The 18,973-nt window shown below is 72.0% G+C and carries 18 protein-coding genes and 2 pseudogenes; 16 read left to right on the top strand and 4 right to left on the bottom strand.

Features of this window, described 5'->3' with window-relative positions:
- The 6 genes and pseudogenes from DY245_RS39050 to DY245_RS39025 all read left to right on the top strand — a co-directional run.
- A pseudogene (locus tag DY245_RS39050) lies at positions 1–280 on the top strand (hypothetical protein); the annotation flags it as partial.
- 217 nt (positions 281–497) lie between these two features.
- Positions 498–1,688, top strand: coding sequence for a segregation and condensation protein A (locus DY245_RS39045; RefSeq protein WP_128511849.1), 1,191 nt, complete (start codon positions 498–500; stop codon positions 1,686–1,688).
- Entirely contained in the window at positions 1,685–2,440 is a 756-nt protein-coding gene (gene scpB, locus DY245_RS39040) for an SMC-Scp complex subunit ScpB (protein WP_128511848.1), read from the top strand. Before DY245_RS39045 ends, scpB begins: the two co-directional genes overlap by 4 nt.
- Complete coding sequence (locus tag DY245_RS39035) at positions 2,440–3,597, top strand: pseudouridine synthase (RefSeq protein WP_128511847.1); 1,158 nt, start codon at positions 2,440–2,442, stop codon at positions 3,595–3,597. Before scpB ends, DY245_RS39035 begins: the two co-directional genes overlap by 1 nt.
- Before the next feature lie 93 nt (positions 3,598–3,690).
- Positions 3,691–4,648, top strand: a pseudogene (locus DY245_RS39030) (ADP-ribosylglycohydrolase family protein); the annotation flags it as partial.
- On the top strand, positions 4,648–5,472 hold the full coding sequence (locus DY245_RS39025) for a nucleotidyltransferase domain-containing protein (protein ID WP_128511846.1): 825 nt from the start codon (positions 4,648–4,650) through the stop codon (positions 5,470–5,472). The pseudogene DY245_RS39030 and the gene DY245_RS39025, both read left to right, overlap by 1 nt.
- Here DY245_RS39025 and DY245_RS39020 read toward each other — a convergent pair.
- A complete protein-coding gene (locus DY245_RS39020) occupies positions 5,458–6,153 on the bottom strand; it encodes a nucleotidyltransferase domain-containing protein (protein WP_128511845.1) in 696 nt (231 codons plus the stop codon). The two genes, DY245_RS39025 and DY245_RS39020, sit on opposite strands and share 15 nt — an antisense overlap.
- A 173-nt stretch (positions 6,154–6,326) precedes the next feature.
- Here DY245_RS39020 and aroH point away from each other — a divergent pair, with 173 nt between their 5' ends.
- The 5 genes from aroH to der all read left to right on the top strand — a co-directional run bounded on the left by aroH (position 6,327) and on the right by der (position 10,839).
- Complete coding sequence (gene aroH / locus DY245_RS39015) at positions 6,327–6,689, top strand: chorismate mutase (RefSeq protein ID WP_128511844.1); 363 nt, start codon at positions 6,327–6,329, stop codon at positions 6,687–6,689.
- Positions 6,686–7,771, top strand: coding sequence for a prephenate dehydrogenase (locus DY245_RS39010; RefSeq protein WP_128511843.1), 1,086 nt, complete (start codon positions 6,686–6,688; stop codon positions 7,769–7,771). Before aroH ends, DY245_RS39010 begins: the two co-directional genes overlap by 4 nt.
- Positions 7,772–7,869: 98 nt before the next feature.
- Entirely contained in the window at positions 7,870–8,592 is a 723-nt protein-coding gene (gene cmk / locus DY245_RS39005) for a (d)CMP kinase (protein WP_425329503.1), read from the top strand.
- On the top strand, positions 8,589–9,287 hold the full coding sequence (locus tag DY245_RS39000; RefSeq protein WP_425329502.1) for a lysophospholipid acyltransferase family protein: 699 nt from the start codon (positions 8,589–8,591) through the stop codon (positions 9,285–9,287). Before cmk ends, DY245_RS39000 begins: the two co-directional genes overlap by 4 nt.
- 91 nt (positions 9,288–9,378) lie before the next feature.
- On the top strand, positions 9,379–10,839 hold the full coding sequence (gene der, locus DY245_RS38995; RefSeq protein ID WP_128511840.1) for a ribosome biogenesis GTPase Der: 1,461 nt from the start codon (positions 9,379–9,381) through the stop codon (positions 10,837–10,839).
- 33 nt (positions 10,840–10,872) lie between these two features.
- On the opposite strand, the gene DY245_RS38990 is transcribed toward der, so the two are convergent.
- Both DY245_RS38990 and DY245_RS38985 read right to left on the bottom strand, forming a co-directional pair.
- Complete coding sequence (locus DY245_RS38990) at positions 10,873–11,217, bottom strand: hypothetical protein (RefSeq protein ID WP_128511839.1); 345 nt, start codon at positions 11,215–11,217, stop codon at positions 10,873–10,875.
- A gap of 119 nt (positions 11,218–11,336) precedes the next feature.
- Positions 11,337–12,146: a hypothetical protein gene (locus DY245_RS38985; protein WP_128511838.1), complete on the bottom strand. Its 810-nt coding sequence runs from the start codon at positions 12,144–12,146 to the stop codon at positions 11,337–11,339.
- A gap of 284 nt (positions 12,147–12,430) precedes the next feature.
- Between DY245_RS38985 and DY245_RS38980 the strand changes: the two genes are divergently transcribed.
- The 4 genes from DY245_RS38980 to DY245_RS38965 all read left to right on the top strand — a co-directional run bounded on the left by DY245_RS38980 (position 12,431) and on the right by DY245_RS38965 (position 16,572).
- On the top strand, positions 12,431–13,024 hold the full coding sequence (locus DY245_RS38980; protein ID WP_128511837.1) for a LysM peptidoglycan-binding domain-containing protein: 594 nt from the start codon (positions 12,431–12,433) through the stop codon (positions 13,022–13,024).
- 223 nt (positions 13,025–13,247) lie between these two features.
- A complete protein-coding gene (locus DY245_RS38975; RefSeq protein ID WP_128511836.1) occupies positions 13,248–14,507 on the top strand; it encodes a glycosyltransferase family 4 protein in 1,260 nt (419 codons plus the stop codon).
- Positions 14,508–14,527: 20 nt separating this feature from the next.
- Positions 14,528–15,469: a hypothetical protein gene (locus DY245_RS38970; protein WP_425329501.1), complete on the top strand. Its 942-nt coding sequence runs from the start codon at positions 14,528–14,530 to the stop codon at positions 15,467–15,469.
- A gap of 71 nt (positions 15,470–15,540) precedes the next feature.
- Positions 15,541–16,572 (top strand): helix-turn-helix transcriptional regulator, encoded by a 1,032-nt coding sequence (locus DY245_RS38965; RefSeq protein WP_128511834.1) that lies wholly within the window; start codon positions 15,541–15,543, stop codon positions 16,570–16,572.
- On the opposite strand, the gene ctaD is transcribed toward DY245_RS38965, so the two are convergent.
- A complete protein-coding gene (ctaD, locus tag DY245_RS38960; RefSeq protein ID WP_128511833.1) occupies positions 16,466–18,142 on the bottom strand; it encodes an aa3-type cytochrome oxidase subunit I in 1,677 nt (558 codons plus the stop codon). The genes DY245_RS38965 and ctaD overlap by 107 nt on opposite strands.
- 522 nt (positions 18,143–18,664) lie before the next feature.
- Here ctaD and DY245_RS38955 point away from each other — a divergent pair.
- Complete coding sequence (locus DY245_RS38955) at positions 18,665–18,880, top strand: I78 family peptidase inhibitor (RefSeq protein WP_128511832.1); 216 nt, start codon at positions 18,665–18,667, stop codon at positions 18,878–18,880.
- Positions 18,881–18,973: the final 93 nt, after the last annotated feature.

Genomic DNA, 18,973 nt, shown 5'->3' with positions numbered 1-18,973 from the left:
GGCGGCCGTGCAGGCCGGCGGCCAGGGCCGCCGCCGCGGCGGCTCCCGCGGCGCCAACCGCCGCCCCAGCGGCCGGGAACGGCACGACGAGAAGATCACCGTCTATGTCTCCGCCGAGGAGCTCATGGACCTCGAACATGCGCGACTGGTGCTGCGCGGCGAACACGGCCTCGCCGTCGACCGCGGCCGGATCGTCCGCGAGGCGGTCGCCGTCGTCCTCGCCGACCTGGAGTCGCGCGGCGACGCCAGCATCCTGGTGCGGCGGCTGCGGGGCCGCTGACGCTCGGTCCCACGGTCCATGCGTGGGGCGCGGTCGGTTCGGCACCGCGGGGAGCCGCCGTCGTGGTCGCTCGCCGTTGCGGAGAATTCTTGCGGCAGCTGTCGCGGTGCCGAAACGTCACGCCGGGCGGGTCGGGATAGCCTGCCACCTCGGCGGGGTGTCCCGCCCGTGACCAGCCCGTCGCCCCCGGCACGGGACCGCAGCACCATGGACCGCGATGCCGACGACCCACGACGACGCCCCCGCTCCCCGCGCCCGCCGACAGCTCGGGCGCGGGCCGGGTGCGGGCCCGGCGGCACCGGACGAGCCCGCGACGCCGGACCGGCCCGAGGCTCCTGATGAGCCCGCGACGCCGGACCGGCCCGAGGCTCCTGATGAGCCCGGGGCTCCGGAGCCGTCGGAGGCCCCAGAGGCGTCAGAGACCTCCGAGTCATCAGAGGCTCCTGAAGAGCCAGACGCAGAGACTCCGCCCGAGCCAGAGACTCCGGCCGAGCCAGACGCTCCGGACCAGCCCCCGGCGGCTGCCCCCGACGCCGCGGCCGCCGAGGCGCCCCCCGAGAGCGGCGACGGCAGGTTCACCCTCCGGCTGGACAACTTCGAGGGCCCCTTCGACCTCCTCCTGCAGCTGATCTCCAAGCACAAGCTGGACGTCACCGAGGTCGCGCTGTCGAAGGTGACCGACGAGTTCATGGCGCACATCCGGGCCATGGGGCCCGACTGGGATCTGGACCAGACCACGGAGTTCCTGGTCGTCGCGGCGACACTGCTGGATCTCAAGGCGGCCCGGCTGCTGCCCGTGGCAGAGGTGGAGGACGAGGCGGACCTCGCGCTCCTGGAGGCCCGCGATCTGCTCTTCGCCCGGCTGCTGCAGTACCGCGCGTACAAACGGATCGCGGACATCTTCAGCGGCCGGCTGGCGGACGAGGCCCGGCGCCATCCCCGTACGGTCGGGCTGGAGCCGCACCATGCCGAGCTGCTGCCCGAGGTCGTCATCAGCATCGGGGCGGAGGGGTTCGCGAGGCTCGCGGTGAAGGCGATGCAGCCCAAGGCCAGGCCCCAGGTCTATGTCGACCACATCCACGCGCCGCTGGTGAGCGTGCGGGAGCAGGCCGAGGTGGTGATGGCACGGCTGCGCGAGGCGGGCGAGACCAGCTTCCAGGAGCTGGTCGCCGATGCGCCGGACACCCTCACCGTCGTGGCGCGCTTCCTGGCCCTGCTGGAGCTCTACCGGGAGCGGGTGGTGGTCCTGGACCAGGAGGAGGCCCTGGGGGCGCTGACGGTCCGCTGGACGGGCGCGGAGGGGGCCGAGCCGGTGGTCACGGACGAGTTCGACCAGGAACCGGGCCGGCGCGCCACCGGGGCGGAGCAGGGAGAGCAAGGAGAGCAAGCGGAAGAGGAGCGGGCATGAGCGGCGGAGCCGGTGGCGAGACGTACGACACCGAGACGTACGACACCGAGGCGTACGACACCGAGGCGTACGACCTCACGGAGGCCGACGGAACGGCTGGTGCGGACGGCGGCCCGGGGGAGCGCCCCGAGGCGCCCGCGGGGGCGCTGGGCGTCGCCGAGCTGGCGCTGAAGCCCGCGCTGGAGGCCGTCCTCATGGTCGTCGACGAGCCGGCGACCGAAGAACACCTGGCCAGGGTGCTGGAGCGGCCCCGCCGCGCGGTCGCGCTGGCGCTGCGCGAGCTGTCCGACGACTACACCCGCCAGGGGCGCGGATTCGATCTGCGGCTGGTCGCCGGGGGCTGGCGGTTCTACTCCCGGGCCGAGTACGCGGACGCGGTGGAGAGCTTCGTCCTGGACGGCCAGCAGGCCCGGCTCACCCAGGCCGCATTGGAGACTCTGGCCGTGGTCGCGTACCGTCAGCCGGTCAGCCGTTCCCGAGTCTCGGCCGTACGCGGCGTGAACTGTGACGGTGTGATGCGCACGCTCCTCCAGCGCGGCCTGGTGGAGGAGGCGGGGACGGAACCTGAAACAGGTGCGATCCTGTACAGGACGACGAACTACTTTCTGGAGCGGATGGGCCTGCGTGGCCTGGACGAGCTCCCTGAGCTCGCACCGTTCCTCCCGGAGGCGGACGCGGTCGAGGGTGACTCCGCGGAAGGTATTCCGTCGTTCGACGTAGACGACAGCGGCGACTCTCAGACGGATCATTGATGCGAAGCAGCGGCAGGAACAACAGGGACAGCGGTCGGGGCAACTACCGCGGCGCCGATGGGGGCTCCGCCCGGCCAAAGGCGGGGGGGAAGCGGGACGACAAGCAGCAGCGCGCGGGCCGTCCCCGTCCCGAGGAGCGCCGCTACGACGTGGGCGGTACCGGTGGACCCGGCGGCTCCTCGGACCGCAAGGACGAGCGTGGCGCCGGCCCCAAGAGCGGTGGCAGCCGGGGCGCGGCGGCCCGCGGTGGCGCCAAGGGCGGTCCGCGTACGGGTGCTGCGTCCAAGGCGGCCCGCCCTGGCGGCAAGGGCGCCCCGCAGCGCGGCCGCGGCCAGGCACCCTCGCGGCCCCGTGAGCTGGACGCCAAGATCGAGGAGCGCAACCGCGCCCGGCACAGCAAGCCGCCGGTCAAGACCCCGAAGACCTTCGGTGACCAGGAGGGCGAGCGGCTGCAGAAGGTGCTGGCCAGGGCCGGTATGGGCTCGCGGCGGGCCTGCGAGGAGCTGATCGACCAGGCGCGCGTCGAGGTCAACGGCCGGATCGTCAGGGAGCAGGGCGTCCGGGTCGACCCGGAGAAGGACGAGATCAAGGTCGACGGCCTGACGGTCGCCACCCAGTCGTATCTCTTCTTCGCGCTGAATAAGCCGGCCGGTGTCGTCTCCACGATGGAGGACCCGGACGGCCGCCAGTGCCTGGGCGACTACGTGACCAACCGCGAGACGCGGCTGTTCCACGTCGGCCGGCTGGACACCGAGACCGAGGGCATCATCCTGCTCACCAACCACGGCGAGCTGGCGCACCGTCTGACGCACCCGCGCTACGGCGTCAAGAAGACCTACCTGGCGGCGATCCAGGGCCCGCTCCCGCGTGACCTGGGCAAGCAGCTCAAGGACGGGATCCAGCTGGAGGACGGCTACGCCCGCGCCGACCACTTCCGGGTCGTGGAGAACACCGGCAAGAACTACCTCGTCGAGGTGAGCCTGCACGAGGGCCGTAAGCACATCGTGCGCCGGATGCTCGCCGAGGCCGGCTTCCCGGTCGACAAGCTGGTACGGACGGCCTTCGGCCCGATCGCGCTGGGCGACCAGAAGTCGGGCTGGCTGCGCCGGATGACCAACACCGAGGTCGGCATGCTGATGCGCGAGGTCGAGCTGTAACCCTCCCGCGGGCCTTCGCGGCGCCGTGAAACGCCTTGCGGTGCCGCCTCACCACCCCTTAATGTCACAGTGACATTAAGGGGTGGTTTTTTCATGGTGTCCACGGGGTCCGCCGCAACCGGCTCGCTGATCGGGCTCGCTCTCGGTGACGCGCTCGGCTTTCCCACCGAGTTCAACGATGTGCCGTCGATCCTGGCCAAGTGCGGCCCGTGGCGGCAGATGGCGCTGCCCCAGCCCGCCTTCGTCACCGACGACACCCAGATGACGCTGGCGTTGGGGCGCGGACTGCGGACGGCCATGGGGCACGGAGCCCTGACACCACTGGCCCTGGCAGGCCCGGTGCGCGCGGAGTACGTCGACTGGTGGCGCTCGCCCGACAACAACCGGGCGCCGGGCAACACCTGCCTGCGGGCCTGTCAGCTGCTCAGCGACGAGGACCGGCCGTGGGCAGAGGCCAGCCAGACCGGGTCGAAGGGCTGCGGCGCCAATATGCGGGTCGCGCCCGTCGGGCTCGCGCCGGGCCTGAGCCCGCAGCAGCGCTCCGGTGCCGCACAGCTGCAGTCCGCGCTGACCCATGGGCACCCCACCGCGCTCGCCGCGAGCGATCTGACCGCCCACGCCGTGCGCGTCCTCGCCGACGGCGCCCGGCCCGCCGAGCTGACCGGCCTGCTGCGCGCCCACGCCCACGACCACCGCACCGACTACCGGGAGGACTGGCTCGGCGACCTGTGGCAGCACGCCCAGGACCCGTCCCCCACGGCATTCATCGCACGCGGCTGGGACGACTGCCTCGGCGTCCTGGACCGCTTGGACGCCGCACTCGGCGCACCGGACCCGGAGGCCGATCCTCCCCCAGACTCCGTCCGGGGGTGCCCCCAGCCTGGCCACCGGAGCCGGCTGGATCGCGGAGGAGGCGCTGGCCACCGGCCTGCTGTGCTTCCTGCTCTTTCCCGACGAGCCGCTGACCGCGCTGCGCCGGGCCGCCTGCACCTCCGGCGACTCCGACTCGATCGCCTGCCTGACGGGCGCCTTCGCGGGCGCCCGCCTGGGATGTCTGAGCACCTGACAGCCGCCGGCCGGGACGCCGTCCTGCGGGCCGCCGGGCTGCCCGCCGTCGACCTGGCCGCCGTGGTCGCCGAACAGGACGATCCGCTGGTCTTCGCGACGGTCTCCGGCGCGCATCTGTACGGCTTCCCCTCCCGCGACTCCGACGTCGACCTGCGCGGCGCCCACCTCCTGCCGGCCGCCGCGCTCGTCGGGCTGCACGAGCCCGAGGAGACAAGGACCCGGATGTGGGACCGGGACACGGTCGAGATGGATCTGGTCTCGCACGACCTGCGGAAATTCGCCCGGCTGCTACTGCGCCGCAACGGCTACGTACTGGAGCAGCTGCTCTCACCCCTGGTCGTGCACACCACCGACGTGCACAAAGAGCTGATCGCGCTCGCGCCGGACCTGCTCACCGCCCACCACGCCCATCACTACCGCGGCTTCGCGACCACCCAGTGGCGGCTCTTCGAGAAGACCGGCGAGCTGAAACCGCTGCTCTACACCCTGCGGGTGCTGCTCACCGGCATCCATCTCATGGCCAGCGGCCGGCTGCAGCCCCATCTGCCCACCCTGGTGGGCGAGTTGGCCGCACCCGCCTATGTACCGGAGCTGATCGCGGCCAAGGAGGCGGCCGAACACGGCCCGGCCGGAGAGGTCGTGGACACGGCCCGGCTGCGCACGGACGTCGAGGCGCTGTACGCACGGCTGGACGCCGCCCAGGCCGCGACCGCCCTGCCGGAGGCCCCCGGCGCCCGCGATGCGCTGCACGACCTGATCGTCCGGGCCCGGCTCGCAGGGCCCGAAGCCCCCTCAGCCGAGCGCTGAGGCGCGCCGGGCCCGGAACAGGAAGTCCGCCACCCGGGCCCGGTCCGGCTCGGCCGGCAGCGGCGAACCGGACACCGCCACCTCGGCCTCCTCGGACAGCCGCGCCATCCGGCGCTCCACCGTGTCCCAGGTCACCTCGCCGCGCCTGACCGCGAGCAGCTCCTCCCGGTCCTGGCCGACGTCCAGTGTGAGCACGCCCGTACGGAGCAGATCGCGCGAGCACGCCAGCAGCCGCAGCAGATGCATGGCCGGCTTCCAGCGGGGCGTGCCGCGCTGCCGCACATCGGCCCGCAGCTGCTTCAGCTGGCCGGTGGCGTAGCCGGCAAAGGTGCGGTGGACCTGCCGGGACAGGAAGGCGTCGCGCAGCGCGAGCAGCTCCCGGCCGGTGGCGTCGATGCGCTCCACCAAGGGGGAGTGCAGGCACTCCAGGGTCGTGGGGTTGGCGCGCAGCGCCAGCTGGCAGAACCGTTCCAGCTCCCAGGAGAACTCCTCCTCGCGCGGCCCCTCCACATGGGTCGGCGGCTTCTCGAAGCCCCAGAAGAGCCGGGTGGGTGCGAGATACACCCCACGCCGGTCGGTGTCGCTGCTCTCTGTCGCCAGTCCGAAGGCGCGCGAGCCCATCACACATGCGTAGACGGTGTGCTCGGCGACCAGGGAGTGACCTGCGGCGGCTGCGGACATGGCGGCGATTGTCGCTGGCGGGGAGGGCGGATGTCATCAGGTTTCGGCGGCGGATCGCGGGCCGGCCGGCAGCACGGAATGCCGCCGCGTACGGAATGTCGGCGCGGCTGGTTACGCTGATCAGTGCGCGCACAGGTGCGTGACGCGGCACATGACGCAAGGGGAGCAGTGACGTGGCGGTACGAGCGGTCCGCGGGGCCGTCCAGCTGGAGCGGGACGACGCGGAGCATATGCAGGAGCAGGTCGGCGAGCTGCTCACCGCCGTCCTGGAGCGCAACGACCTCGTCGCGGACGACCTGATCAGCGTGTGGTTCACCGCCACCCCCGATCTGCACAGCGACTTCCCGGCCGCCGCGGCCCGCGCCCTGGGCATCACGGACGTCCCGCTGATCTGCGCCCAGGAGCTGGACGTCACCGGTGCCATGGAGCGCGTGGTGCGGGTGCTCGCCCATGTCGAGACCGGGCTGTCCAAGGCCGGGATCGCCCATGTCTACCTCGGCGCGGCCGGGGCGCTGCGAAAGGACATCGCGCAGTGAGGACCGCACTCGTCATCGGAACGGGCCTGATCGGCACCTCGGCCGCGCTCGCGCTCAACGCACGGGGCGTGCAGGTGTTCCTGGAGGACCACGACCAGGCGCAGGCCCTGACGGCCGCCGCGCTCGGCGCGGGCGCCGCGGAGGCGCCACCGGGACCGGTCGATCTGGCCATCGTGGCCGTGCCGCCGGCCCATGTCGCGGCGGCGCTGGCCGGTGCCATGCAGCGCGGTCTGGCCCGTGCGTACATCGACGTCGCCAGCGTCAAGGGCGGCCCGCGCCGCGAGCTGGAGGCCATGGGCCGCGATCTGACCGGCTACCTCGGCACCCACCCGATGGCCGGCAAGGAGCGCTCCGGCCCGCTGGCCGCCACCGCCGACCTCTTCGAGGGCCGGCCCTGGGTGCTCACCCCGACCCGCGACGGCGACACCGAGGTGCTCAACCTCGCCCTGGAGCTGGTCGCGCTGTGCCGGGCCGTCCCGGTGGTGATGGACGCGGACGCCCACGACCGCGCCGTCGCGCTGGTCTCGCACACCCCGCAGCTGCTCTCCAGCCTCGTCGCCGCCCGGCTCAAGGGTGCCGACGAGACCGCCGTGCGCCTCTGCGGCCAGGGCATCCGGGATGTGACGCGGATCGCGGCCTCCGACCCCGGGATGTGGATCGACATCCTGTCCGCCAATCCGGGCCCGGTCGCCGATGTGCTGTCCGAGGTCGCCGCCGACCTGGACGAGACCGTACGGTCGCTGCGTGCCCTGGAGTCCGCCGACGAGGACAAGCGCGGCGGCGGCGCCAGCGGCATCGCGGACGTACTCCGCCGTGGCAACGCCGGCCGGGAGCGGGTGCCCGGCAAGCACGGCGCCGCCCCCGCCGCGTACGAGAACGTCGCCGTCTACATCGGTGACCAGCCCGGCGAGCTGGCCCGGATCTTCGCCGACGCCGGCCGGGCCGGGGTCAACATCGAGGACGTCCGCATCGAGCACGCCACCGGTCAGCAGGCGGGCTTCATCCAGCTCATGGTCGAGCCGCAGGCGGTGCCGGTGCTGACCGCGGAGCTGCGTGAGCGGGGCTGGTCCATCCGGCAATGACACCGTGGACGGCGCCGTGCGGGTGAGCCAGTAACCTTGTCCGAGGCCCGCATGGCCCTTGGACCCCCGCCCCGTGTACAAGAAAGGTGTTCGTCACCGTGGAAACCGCCGCTCGGACCGCCCCGGCTGCAGTGATTGTCGCCATCGACGGCCCCGCTGGCACGGGCAAGTCCAGCACGTCCAAGGCCGTGGCCGCCAAGCTGGGCCTCGGCTATCTCGACACCGGTGCCCAGTACCGTGCGATCACGTGGTGGATGCTGACCAACGGCATCGACGTCCATGACGCGACCGCGGTGGCCGACGCCTCCGCCAAGCCCGTGATCGTCTCCGGCACCGACCCGGCCGCCCCGACCATCGCGGTCGACGGCCTGGACGCCGCGGGCCCGATCCGCACCCAGGAGGTCACCGCCGCGGTCAGCGCCGTCAGCGCGGTGCCCGAGGTGCGGGCCCGGATCACCGACCTGCAGCGCAGCATCGCCGCCGAGGCGCCGCGCGGCATCGTCGTCGAGGGCCGGGACATCGGCATCACCGTCCTGCCCGACGCCGACCTCAAGGTCTTCCTGACCGCCTCCCCCGAGGCCCGGGCGGCCCGCCGCAGCGGCGAGCTCAAGGGCAAGGACGCCACCGACCTGGCCGCCACCCGCGAGGCGCTGATCAAGCGGGACGCCGCCGACTCCTCCCGTAAGACCTCCCCGCTGGCCAAGGCGGACGACGCCGTCGAGGTGGACACCACCGAGCTGACGCTGGAGCAGGTCATCGAGTGCGTGGTCACCCTCATCGAGGGCGCCGCCGCCGAGAAGGCGGGGCGGGTCGTTCGGTGACCGACAGTGGCAGGGCGGCGGGGATCCGCGCCCTTCGGCGCCCGACGCACAGCCCGGTGCCGAGCGCGGAGGGTGCCGCGGTCGGCAGGCGGATCGGCATCGGCCTGATGTACGGGCTGTGGCGGCCGCGGGTGCTGGGCGCCTGGCGGGTGCCCTCCACCGGCCCGGTGATCATCGCCGTCAACCACTCGCACGGCATCGACGGCCCGATGGTGATGGGCACCGCGCCGCGGCCGGTGCACTTCCTGATCAAGAAGGAAGCCTTCGTCGGCCCGCTGGACCCGTTCCTGCGGGGCATCGGGCAGGTGAAGGTGGACCGCAGCACCGCCGACCGCAAGGCGATCACCGACGCGCTCGGGGTGCTGGAGCGCGGCGGGGCGCTGGGGATCTTCCCGGAAGGCACCCGTGGCGAGGGTGACTTCGCCTCCCTACGGGCGGGCCTGGCGTACTTCGCGGTGCGCTCCGGCGCCCCGGTGGTGCCGGTGGCGGTGCTCGGCAGCAGGGACCGCCACAGCCGGCTGACGTCGGCCGTACCGCCGCTGCGCGCCCGCGTCGACGTCGTCTTCGGCGAGGCCTTCGAGGCGGGCGACGGCAGCGGGCGGCGCACCCGTAAGGCGCTCGACGAGGCGACCGTACGGATCCAGGAGCGGCTGACCGCCCACCTGGCAGAGGCCAGGCGCCTGACCGGGCGCTGACCGACACTTGAGTAGTGGGACGCGTACGAGCGGCCCACCGACCACGCGGCGGCAGCCGCATATTTGACAGCATGGACGAGGAACGGACTTCATGAACGACCAGATCCCCACCGGCGACGAGCACGGTGCGCTTGGCGACGCCGAGTACGCGGAGTTCATGGAGCTTGCCGCGCAGGAGGGCTTCGACCTTGAGGAGGTCGGGGGCGACATCGCCGCGGCCGGCCATGGCCCGCTGCCCGTCCTCGCCGTCATCGGCCGCCCCAATGTCGGCAAGTCGACACTGGTGAACCGCATCATCGGCCGCCGTGAGGCGGTCGTCGAGGACAAGCCGGGCGTCACCCGCGACCGCGTCACCTACGAGGCCGACTGGAACGGCCGCCGCTTCAAGGTCGTCGACACCGGCGGCTGGGAGCAGGACGTTCTCGGCATCGACGCGTCCGTGGCGTTGCAGGCCGAGTTCGCCATCGAGGCCGCGGACGCGGTCGTCTTCGTCGTCGACTCCAAGGTCGGCGCGACCGACACCGACGAGGCCGTCGTCAAGCTGCTGCGCCGCGCCGGCAAGCCCGTGGTGCTGGTCGCCAACAAGGTCGACGGCCAGTCAGGCGAGGCCGACGCCGCCATGCTGTGGTCGCTGGGCCTCGGCGAGCCGTACCCGGTCTCCGCGCTGCACGGCCGGGGCACCGGCGACATGCTCGACGCCGCGCTGGAGGCGCTGCCCGAGGCGCCCGCGCAGACCTTCGGTGCGGCCCTCGGCGGCCCCCGCCGGATCGCGCTGATCGGCCGCCCGAACGTCGGCAAGTCGTCGCTGCTGAACAAGGTCGCAGGCGAGGAGCGGGTGGTCGTCAACGAGGTGGCCGGCACCACCCGTGACCCGGTCGACGAGCTGATCGAACTCGGCGGCAAGACCTGGAAGTTCGTGGACACCGCCGGTATCCGCCGCCGGGTGCACCTCCAGGAAGGCGCCGACTACTACGCCTCGCTGCGTACCGCGGCGGCCGTGGAGAAGGCCGAGGTCGCGGTCGTCCTGATCGACGCCGGTGAGTCCATCAGCGTCCAGGACCAGCGGATCATCACGATGGCCGTGGAGGCCGGACGCGCCCTGGTCATCGCCTACAACAAGTGGGACAACCTCGACGAGGAGCGCCGTTTCTACCTGGAGCGGGAGATCGAGCGGGACCTCGTGCAGATCCCGTGGGCGATGCGGGTGAACGTCTCCGCGCGCACCGGCCGCCACATGGAGAAGCTGGTCCCGGCGATCGAGACCGCGCTGGCCGGATGGGAGACCCGGATCCCCACCGGGCGGCTGAACGCCTTCCTCGGTGAGATCGTCGCCTCTCACCCGCACCCGATCCGCGGCGGCAAGCAGCCCCGCATCCTCTTCGGCACCCAGGCCGGCACCAAGCCGCCGCGCTTCGTGCTGTTCGCCTCCGGCTTCCTGGAGGCGGGTTACCGCCGCTTCGTCGAGCGGCGACTGCGCGAGGAGTTCGGCTTCGACGGCACGCCGATCCACATCTCGGTGCGGGTGCGCGAGAAGCGCAGCAAGAAGAAGTAGCGGCCGATCTCCCGGCCGGGCCGGCCGTGCGGATCAGCGTCCGTGCGGCCGGGCGTCCCGCTGCCCCGGTGGCAGCGCCGCCGGGGCATGGGCCCGTGGGTGGTACGGCTGCCGGCCCACGACCTCCCAGTGGCCCGTGGACGCCGCCGTACGGCCCCAGTTCCCGCTGCCGCGCAGCACTTCCGAGGTCTCCGGCTCGTCCGTACGGTCCCCGGGCAGGGCCCGGAAGGAGCGGCGGTACTCGGCGTACAACGCGTCATAGATCGGCGTGGTCGAGCCGCGGTCGGCGGTCTGCGTCGTCCCCTGTTCGTGCGACGGGCGCATGCCGGGGATCGGGTGGGTGTACTGGGCGCGGGAGGACGGGTCGTATGCGTGCACGTATGTGCCAACGACCCCGGTGGCTGCGGGATGCGGCTTTCGTACGGAAATGGCTGATCGCGGGCGCATGACCGGCCGAATCGGCGGTCCTGCCCCCGCGATCGGGTGCCGGTGGGCTGTCAGGTGCCGGCCAGCGGCATGACCGCCGCGACCAGGGCGCCCTTCGCGGCGGCGTCCTCCAGCGCCTGCCGCATGAGGTCCTCACGCGGCTGGTGGCCGATGGTGCCGGCGGGCGCGGCGTACATCAGCACCGCCTGCGCCTTGTTGGCCGCGGCGCGCCAGCCGTCGGACACGGCCAGCGGCTGATGGGCCTGCCACCAGGCGGCCTGGCTGCCGGGGTTGCCCGGCTGGAGTACGGCGTGCAGCTTGCCCATGGCCAGCAGGGCGGACCAGCCCGGGTTCGGGGCGGGCAGCTGGTTCATGTCCGTCACCGGATGGAAGCCCTGCTCCAGGAGCAGCGGAAGGAAGTCGTCGTTCAGGCTGACGGAGCCGGGGCGGGCGATCGGGCCGTCCGGCTCGACCACCAGGGCCGGGCGCAGATCGCCCTCGATCAGCACCAGACCGCAGGTGATCCCGAGGGTCGCCTGGCGTCCGGTGGTGGGGACCGGAGCGGCCGGCGCGGGCACCGCTCCGGGCGTACGGGGGGCGGCGTCCTCCCCGGTGATGGAGCGCACGGCTCCCTGGAGCTGCTCCTCCGACACCGGGACGACCTGCGAGGGGATGCATGTGGCATGGGCGAACGCGAGCACCGCGGTCTCCTCGCCCACGAACAGGACGGTGCTGGTGCGCTCCTGCTCGCTGTCGCCGGGGGTCCGACAGGAGGTGCAGTCATAGCTGCCGGGGGCGTCGCCACCGGCCAGCAGGCGGTCGGCTTCTTCGTCGCCGATCTCGGCGCGAACGTCGTCGCTGACGTCGAGCATGCGCGGCACGGGTGGCTCCTCGATCTCTGTGCGTCTGCCGGGCGGTCTCCCGGCTCGTACAAGGACAACGGGTGACCTGCGGCAGGAGTCACGCGAGGACGGGAACGGAATCGAACCAATCGCCGCACAGCGGAAATCCGCGGAAAGGTGTTCCGGAAGCGGTCACTTACTGCCAACTCTTGCGCAGAACTTGGCGCAGTCGGCGGTGTTCCGTACACCGGACCGGGTGGCCCCGGGGCCTGGAGGGCGCGGCGCACTGGCCAACGGCAGGCGGCTGCCTACCGTCACCGGCTATGTCGGACAACTCTTCGGCGCCACGGCGCCTCGTGGGATCCGTCGGGCTGCTCACCGCGGCGGCCACTGCCCTGGTCCTGTGCCTGCCCGGTGGCGCCGCCGCCGGCGAGCCGAACGGGGCGGACGGGGGCGCCAAAGGCGGCGACGGTGGCGGTGGCAAGGGCGCGCACGCCTGCGCGGTCGACCAGTGGCCATGGGGCTGCCTCGCGGAGTGCGAGAGCAGCGGCGACTGGCACGTCAACACCGGCAACACCTTCTACGGCGGGCTGCAGTTCTGGCAGCCCACCTGGGAGGAGTTCGGCGGCCTCGCCTTCGCGCGGCGGGCCGACCTCGCCAGCCGCGACGAGCAGATCGAGGTCGCGAAGAAGGTGCAGGCCGCCCAGGGCTGGGGTGCCTGGCCCGTGTGCGCCAGGCGCTACGGGCTGACCCACGGCGAACGCACCCATGTCGTACGGCGCGGTGACACGCTCGGCTCGATCGCGCGCAAGCACCGTGTGAAGGGCGGCTGGCGGGCGCTCTACAGGGCCAACCGGGAGGCCGTCGGGCGGAACCCGGACCGGCTGAAGATCGGCACCGAGCTGAGGCTGCCCTAGGACGCGTCACTGGGGCGGAGGGGATTCGTGGCCGGGAGGTTCCCTCGTGCGGCTACCGATGGCCTAACTGTTTCGGAACAACTTGGCGAAAGCCCCCAACCCGGAACCCCCTTTCGCGGTCCTTCCGTTCAGCAGTGGGCTGCATCGCGCCGTCGGGGAGGGGGCGCGATGTGGTCCGCGGGGAGACCAGGAACGACCGGAAGACCAGGGGACGCGGGGGCGGATGCACATCTCATTCCTGATTCACAATGCCTATGGCATCGGGGGGACGATCCGGACCACGTGCAACCTGGCCCGTACGCTCGCCGAGCAGCATGACGTCGAGATCGTGTCCGTCCTGCGCCACCGCGACGCCCCGCTCTTCGACCCCGGGCCCCGCGTCGCGCTGCGGCATCTCGTCGACATCAGGGAATCCAGCCCCACCTACGAAGGCGCGGACCCGGCGCACGCCCGGCCCGCCAAGGTCTTCCCCGCCGCCGAGGGGCGCTTCGACCAGTACAGCGAGCTCACCGACCGCCGGATCGCCCAGCATCTGCGCCGGATCGAGGCGGACGTGGTGGTCGGCACCCGCCCCGGACTCAATGTGCACCTCGCCAGGCAGACGCGCCGCGGCCCGGTCCGTATAGGCCAGGAGCACCTCACCCTGGACACCCACCCCCGGGCGCTCAAGCTGGCGCTGCGCGGCGCCTATCCGCGGCTCGACGCCGTCACCACCGTCACCGAGGCCGACGCCCGCGCCTACCGCCGGACGCTGCGGCTGCCCGGCGTGCGCATCGAGGCGGTGCCCAACAGCGTGCCGGCGCCCGTCCTTCCGCCCGCCGACGGCAGCGGCAAGTGGGTCGTGGCGGCCGGCCGGCTCGCCCGCGTCAAGCGCTATGACGTGCTGATCCGCGCCTTCGCCCGGGTCGCCGCCGAGCGCCCCGACTGGCGGCTGCGGATCTACGGCGGCGGCGCCGAGAAGGCCGCCCTGCGTGCCCTGATCGACGAACTCGGCCTGTACAACCATGTCTTCCTGATGGGCCCGGCCAACCCCCTGGAGCCGGAGTGGGCCAAGGGCTCGATAGCCGCCGTCTCCTCCAGTCTGGAGTCCTTCGGGATGACGATCGTCGAGGCCATGCGCTGCGGTCTGCCGGTCGTCGCCACGGACTGCCCGCACGGCCCCGGCGAGATCATCGCCGACGGGGTCGACGGCAAGCTGGTGCCGGTCGGCGACCCGGAGGCGCTGGCCGGCTCGCTGCTCGCACTGATCAACGACGATGCCGCCCGCAAGCGGATGGGCGGCGCCGCGCTGGCCTCGTCCGCCCGCTTCGACCCCGCCACGGTCGCCGGGCGCCATGAAGCGCTCTTCGGCGAGCTGCTCACGCGCCGGCGGGGCCATCAGCTGCGCGGCAGCCTGCATCGCGCCCGGGGAGCACTGCTCAGCGGCGCATACGCCACCAAGGACGCGGCCCGCGCCGCGCTGAGAGGGGTGCGGACGGCGTGACCGCGTCGAGCCGGCGGACCATGACCGAAGACCAGATGAAGGAGTCCTCTGCCATCGATCAGGAACCCACGGTTCCGGTGAGCGCGGGACCCGACGGCGCCGAGCGGCCGCGCAGGCGGGGCGGCAAGGCGGCGCCCGCGGAGCTGCGGGCCGACTGCATCGCGGACTCCGCGGGCGGCCTCACCTTCGATCTGAGCGCCCCCGAGGACACCCACACCACCTGGAGCGCGGCGCTGGTGCTGCGGCTGCGCGGCGGCGACGGCGCGGACGACGAGGTGCGGCTGCCGCTCGGGCCGAACGGCGCCGGCCGGCTGCGTGCCGTACTGCCCAGCACCGTCGCGCTCGCCGAGGGCCGCTGGAACGCGTACGCGGACTTGGGTGACGGGCAGGACCCGCGGCGCCTGCAGCCGGGCGTCAACGATCTGCGGTCGCTGGTGGACCGCCGGCCGCTGTCGGGCATCGGCCGGCTCGGTGTGCGTATCCCGTACGCGACCAAGTTCGGCAATCTCGCGCTGCGCAGCTGGCTGCGCGGCCCGCATGCCGAGGCCGGCGACATCCTGGTGGCGCCGGACGGGCTGACGGTCTCCGGCCGGCTCTACGGTGCCGCCCCGGCGGCCGGCGCCCGGGCCGAGGCCCGCGCGCGCCGCGCCCCCGACTCCCCGGCCGCGGTCACCGTCCCGCTGACCGTCGACGGCGCGGACTTCACCTTCACCCTGCCCTACGAGGAGCTGGCCGGCCGCTGGGAGCGGGGCAGCGAGCCGTGGGACCTGTGGCTGCGCCCCGCCGAGGGTGCCCGGCCGGTCCGTATCGCCCGTCTCCTGGACGATGTCGCGGACAAGAAGCAGGTCTTCAGTTATCCGGCGCTGCCGGTGCCGGCCGAGGCGGGGCAGGTCAGGATCGGTCCGTACTACACGCTCGACAACGACCTGGCCATACGGGTCGCCGGACCGGACGAGAGCTGACGTATCGTCAGTTCTGATCCCGGGCCGTATCGAGGACCGTAGCTGTCCGCGAAGGCTGCGAGACTCGGCGCATGTTGGAGACCTCCGCACGTCTGCTGCGCCTGCTCTCGCTGCTCCAGGCCCATCGGGAGTGGTCCGGCGCGGAGCTCGCCGACCGGCTCGATGTCACCCCGCGCACGGTCCGCCGGGACATCGACCGGCTGCGCGAGCTGGGCTACCCCGTCCACTCCGCGCCCGGGACGGCCGGCGGCTACCGGCTCGGCGCCGGCGCCGAACTCCCGCCCCTGCTGCTGGACGACGAGGAGGCGGTGGCGGTCGCGGTCGGGCTGCGCACCGCGGCGGCCGGCGGCGTCGAGGGCATCGAGGAGACCTCCGTACGGGCACTGGCGAAGCTGGAACAGGTGCTGCCGCACCGGCTGCAGCGCAGGGTCGGCGCGCTGAACGCCTTCACCGTGCCGATGTTCGGCAGCGGCGGCCCCCGGGTGGACCCCCATGTCCTCACCGAGCTCGCGCACGCCTGCCGGGACTGCCAACGGGTGCGGTTCGACTACACCGCCCACAACGGCACGGTCTCCCGTCGCACCGTCGAACCCCACCGCCTGGTCTGCGCCCAGCGCCGCTGGTACCTCGTCGCCTGGGACGTGGACCGCGCGGACTGGCGCACCTACCGCGCCGACCGCATCACCCCCACCCCGCCGCACGGCCCCCGCTTCACGCCCCGTACCCCGCCCGCCGAGGACCTCGCCGCCTATGTCTCCCGTGGCATCTCCACCCGGGTGTACGCGGAGCAGGCGACGGTGTTGCTGCATGCCTCGGTCGAGCAGGCCGCGGCCCGGATCAGTCCGTCCGCGGGGGTGCTCGAAGCGGTCGACGAGCACCACTGTCTGCTGCGCACCGGGGCGCACAGTCTGGAGCTGATGGTGCTCCATATCGTGCTGACGGGCTTCGACTTCGAGGTCCGCGAGCCGCCGGAACTCCTCGACCGGGTACGCGAGATCAGGGACCGGCTTGCCCGGGCGCTGGAGCCACCGGCTGCTTGGCCACCTCCGGGTGGTGCAGATCGAACGCCGGGGACTCGGAGCGGATCCTCGGAAGGGTCGTGAAGTTGTGCCGGGGCGGCGGCGAGGAGGTCGCCCACTCCAGGGAGCGGCCGAAGCCCCAGGGGTCGTCCAGCGCGATCTTGGCGCCGTAGCGCGTGGTCTTCCAGACGTTGTAGAGGAACGGCAGGGTCGACAGGCCGAGCAGGAACGAGCCGATGGTGGCGAGGGTGTTGAGGGCCGTGAAGCCGTCGGCGGCCAGATAGTCGGCGTAGCGGCGCGGCATGCCCTCCACCCCCAGCCAGTGCTGGACGAGGAAGGTGAGGTGGAAGCCGGTGAACAGCGTCCAGAAATGGATCTTTCCCAGGCGCTCGTCGAGCATTTTGCCGGTGAATTTCGGCCACCAGAAGTAGAAGCCCGCGAAGGTGGCGAAGGCGACCGTCCCGAAGACGACGTAATGGAAGTGGCCGACGACGAAGTACGAGTCGGTGACGTGGAAGTCCATCGGTGGTGAGGCCAGGATGACGCCGGTCAGCCCGCCGAACAGAAAGCTCACCAGGAAGCCGACCGACCACAGCATCGGGGTCTCGAAGGACACCGAGCCCTGCCACATGGTGCCGATCCAGTTGAAGAACTTCACCCCGGTCGGCGCCGCGATCAGAAACGACATGATGGAGAAGAACGGCAGCAGCACCGCCCCGGTCACGAACATATGGTGCGCCCAGACCATCACCGACAGGGCCGTGATGGCCATCGTCGCGCCGATCAGCATGACGTAACCGAAGATCGGTTTACGGGAGAAGACCGGGATGATCTCCGTGATGATGCCGAAGAACGGCAGCGCGATGATGTAGACCTCGGGATGGCCGAAGAACCAGAACAGGTGCTGCCACAGCAGCGCACCGCCCCACTGTGCCTCGAACACCACCGACCCGTAGTGCCGGTCCGCCTCCAGCACCAGCAGCGTGGCCGCCAGTACGGGGAAGGCCATCAGCACCAGGATCGAGGTGAAGAGAATGTTCCAGGTGAACACCGGCATCCGGAACATCGTCATGCCGGGCGCCCGCAGCACGATGATCGTGGCGATGAAGTTGACGGCACCGAGGATGGTGCCGAAACCGGCCAGCGCCAGGCCCATGATCCACATATCGGCGCCGATGCCGGGGGAGCGGACCATCGAGTTGAGCGGGGCGTACGCCGTCCACCCGAAGGCCGGGCCGCCGAACGGCGTGAGAAAGCTGCCCAGCACGATCAGGCCGCCGAAGAGGTAGAACCAGTACGAGAGCATGTTCAGCCGCGGGAAGGCCACATCGGGCGAGCCGATCTGCAGCGGCATGATCTCGTTCGCGAAGCCGGCGAAGGCGGGGGTGGCGAACAGCAGCAGCATGATCGTGCCGTGCATGGTGAACGCCTGGTTGTACTGCTCCGCGGTGATGAGCTGAAGCCCGGGCCGGGCCAGCTCGGCGCGCATCACCAGCGCCAGCAGGCCGCCCACCAGGAAGAATCCGAACGAGGTGATCAGGTAGAGATGCCCGATCTTCTTGTGGTCGGTGGTCGTCAGCCAGTCGACCAGCACCGATCCGCGGCGCCGCGGCCTCGGGGGCCGGAGGCTTGCCCGGTCGGTGTCCGTAACCATCCGCTGCACCTCGTTCGTCGAAGGTGTACTGGCGCCCGGGACATGATGCTCGGGCGCATGGCGCAGTGCGAGAGGGCGCTCCGGTCCGTTCCGGTGGAACCGGCGGCCGGTGGATGCGGTGGTCCGGCGGACGGGCGGCGGGGGAGTGGACGGGGTCCCGGCGGCCGGGGGCGATGTGCGGGAAATGTGTATGGAGTGTGTCTCGTTGGACAATTTTCCGACGGCTGATAAACGCCTTCGGGTAAGGGGAATCCAATGCTGACGGGGGATTAATTTCGCCGCCGTGCGCCGAGCCGTCCGGAGCGGCTGTGCCCGTTCCCTATTTGATCAAGGCGGAATTCCGGCGACTTTATTTTTCCACCCGGTTGCGGCGTCACTCGGCGCGTACGGGTGACGGAGGTTCCGGCAAACGCAGGAACGTCCGCTGTGACACAAGTGTGACCAATGACGGACCGGTAAGTCACCGGCGTGTGCGCCGGACGGGCCTTCCGCGGGCCGCCGCGGGCGCCTACGGTGGCTGTCATGGCTGACGTACCGAACCTTCCGAACAACCCTCAGGACGACATCGAGGCGTATGTCGGCCTCGACCGGCAGGACGCCGAGGAGCGGGCCAGGGAGCGCGGCTGGACCACCGTCCGCTCGCTGCCGCCGGGCGCGATGATCACCATGGAATACCTGGCCGGCCGGCTCAACTTCGAGGTCAAGGACGGCGCGGTGCACCGCAGCTGGCAGGGCTGAGCACCGCAACCACGACGAAGGCCCCGGCCGCTCGGGAGAGAGCGGCCGGGGCCTTCGTTGCGGGGTGGGGTTGTGCGTACCGGCCCCGCGGCT

The sequence above is a fragment of the Streptomyces inhibens genome, assembly GCF_003389455.1.
In the GTDB taxonomy this organism is placed as follows: Bacteria; Actinomycetota; Actinomycetes; order Streptomycetales; family Streptomycetaceae; genus Streptomyces; species Streptomyces inhibens.
The sequence above is the reverse complement of the archived record's forward strand: the minus strand, read 5'-3'. Positions and strand labels throughout refer to the sequence as shown.

Bases quoted from the DNA above. Each gene is read 5' to 3' on its own strand.
- DY245_RS39045 (WP_128511849.1), top strand. From the start codon at position 498: ATGCCGACGACCCACGACGACGCCCCCGCTCCCCGCGCCCGCCGACAG.
- scpB (WP_128511848.1), top strand. From the start codon at position 1,685: ATGAGCGGCGGAGCCGGTGGCGAGACGTACGACACCGAGACGTACGAC.
- DY245_RS39035 (WP_128511847.1), top strand. From the start codon at position 2,440: ATGCGAAGCAGCGGCAGGAACAACAGGGACAGCGGTCGGGGCAACTAC.
- DY245_RS39025 (WP_128511846.1), top strand. From the start codon at position 4,648: ATGTCTGAGCACCTGACAGCCGCCGGCCGGGACGCCGTCCTGCGGGCC.
- DY245_RS39020 (WP_128511845.1), bottom strand. From the start codon at position 6,153: ATGTCCGCAGCCGCCGCAGGTCACTCCCTGGTCGCCGAGCACACCGTC.
- der (WP_128511840.1), top strand. From the start codon at position 9,379: ATGAACGACCAGATCCCCACCGGCGACGAGCACGGTGCGCTTGGCGAC.
- DY245_RS38980 (WP_128511837.1), top strand. From the start codon at position 12,431: ATGTCGGACAACTCTTCGGCGCCACGGCGCCTCGTGGGATCCGTCGGG.
- DY245_RS38975 (WP_128511836.1), top strand. From the start codon at position 13,248: ATGCACATCTCATTCCTGATTCACAATGCCTATGGCATCGGGGGGACG.
- DY245_RS38970 (WP_425329501.1), top strand. From the start codon at position 14,528: ATGACCGAAGACCAGATGAAGGAGTCCTCTGCCATCGATCAGGAACCC.
- DY245_RS38965 (WP_128511834.1), top strand. From the start codon at position 15,541: ATGTTGGAGACCTCCGCACGTCTGCTGCGCCTGCTCTCGCTGCTCCAG.
- ctaD (WP_128511833.1), bottom strand. From the start codon at position 18,142: ATGGTTACGGACACCGACCGGGCAAGCCTCCGGCCCCCGAGGCCGCGG.
- DY245_RS38955 (WP_128511832.1), top strand. From the start codon at position 18,665: ATGGCTGACGTACCGAACCTTCCGAACAACCCTCAGGACGACATCGAG.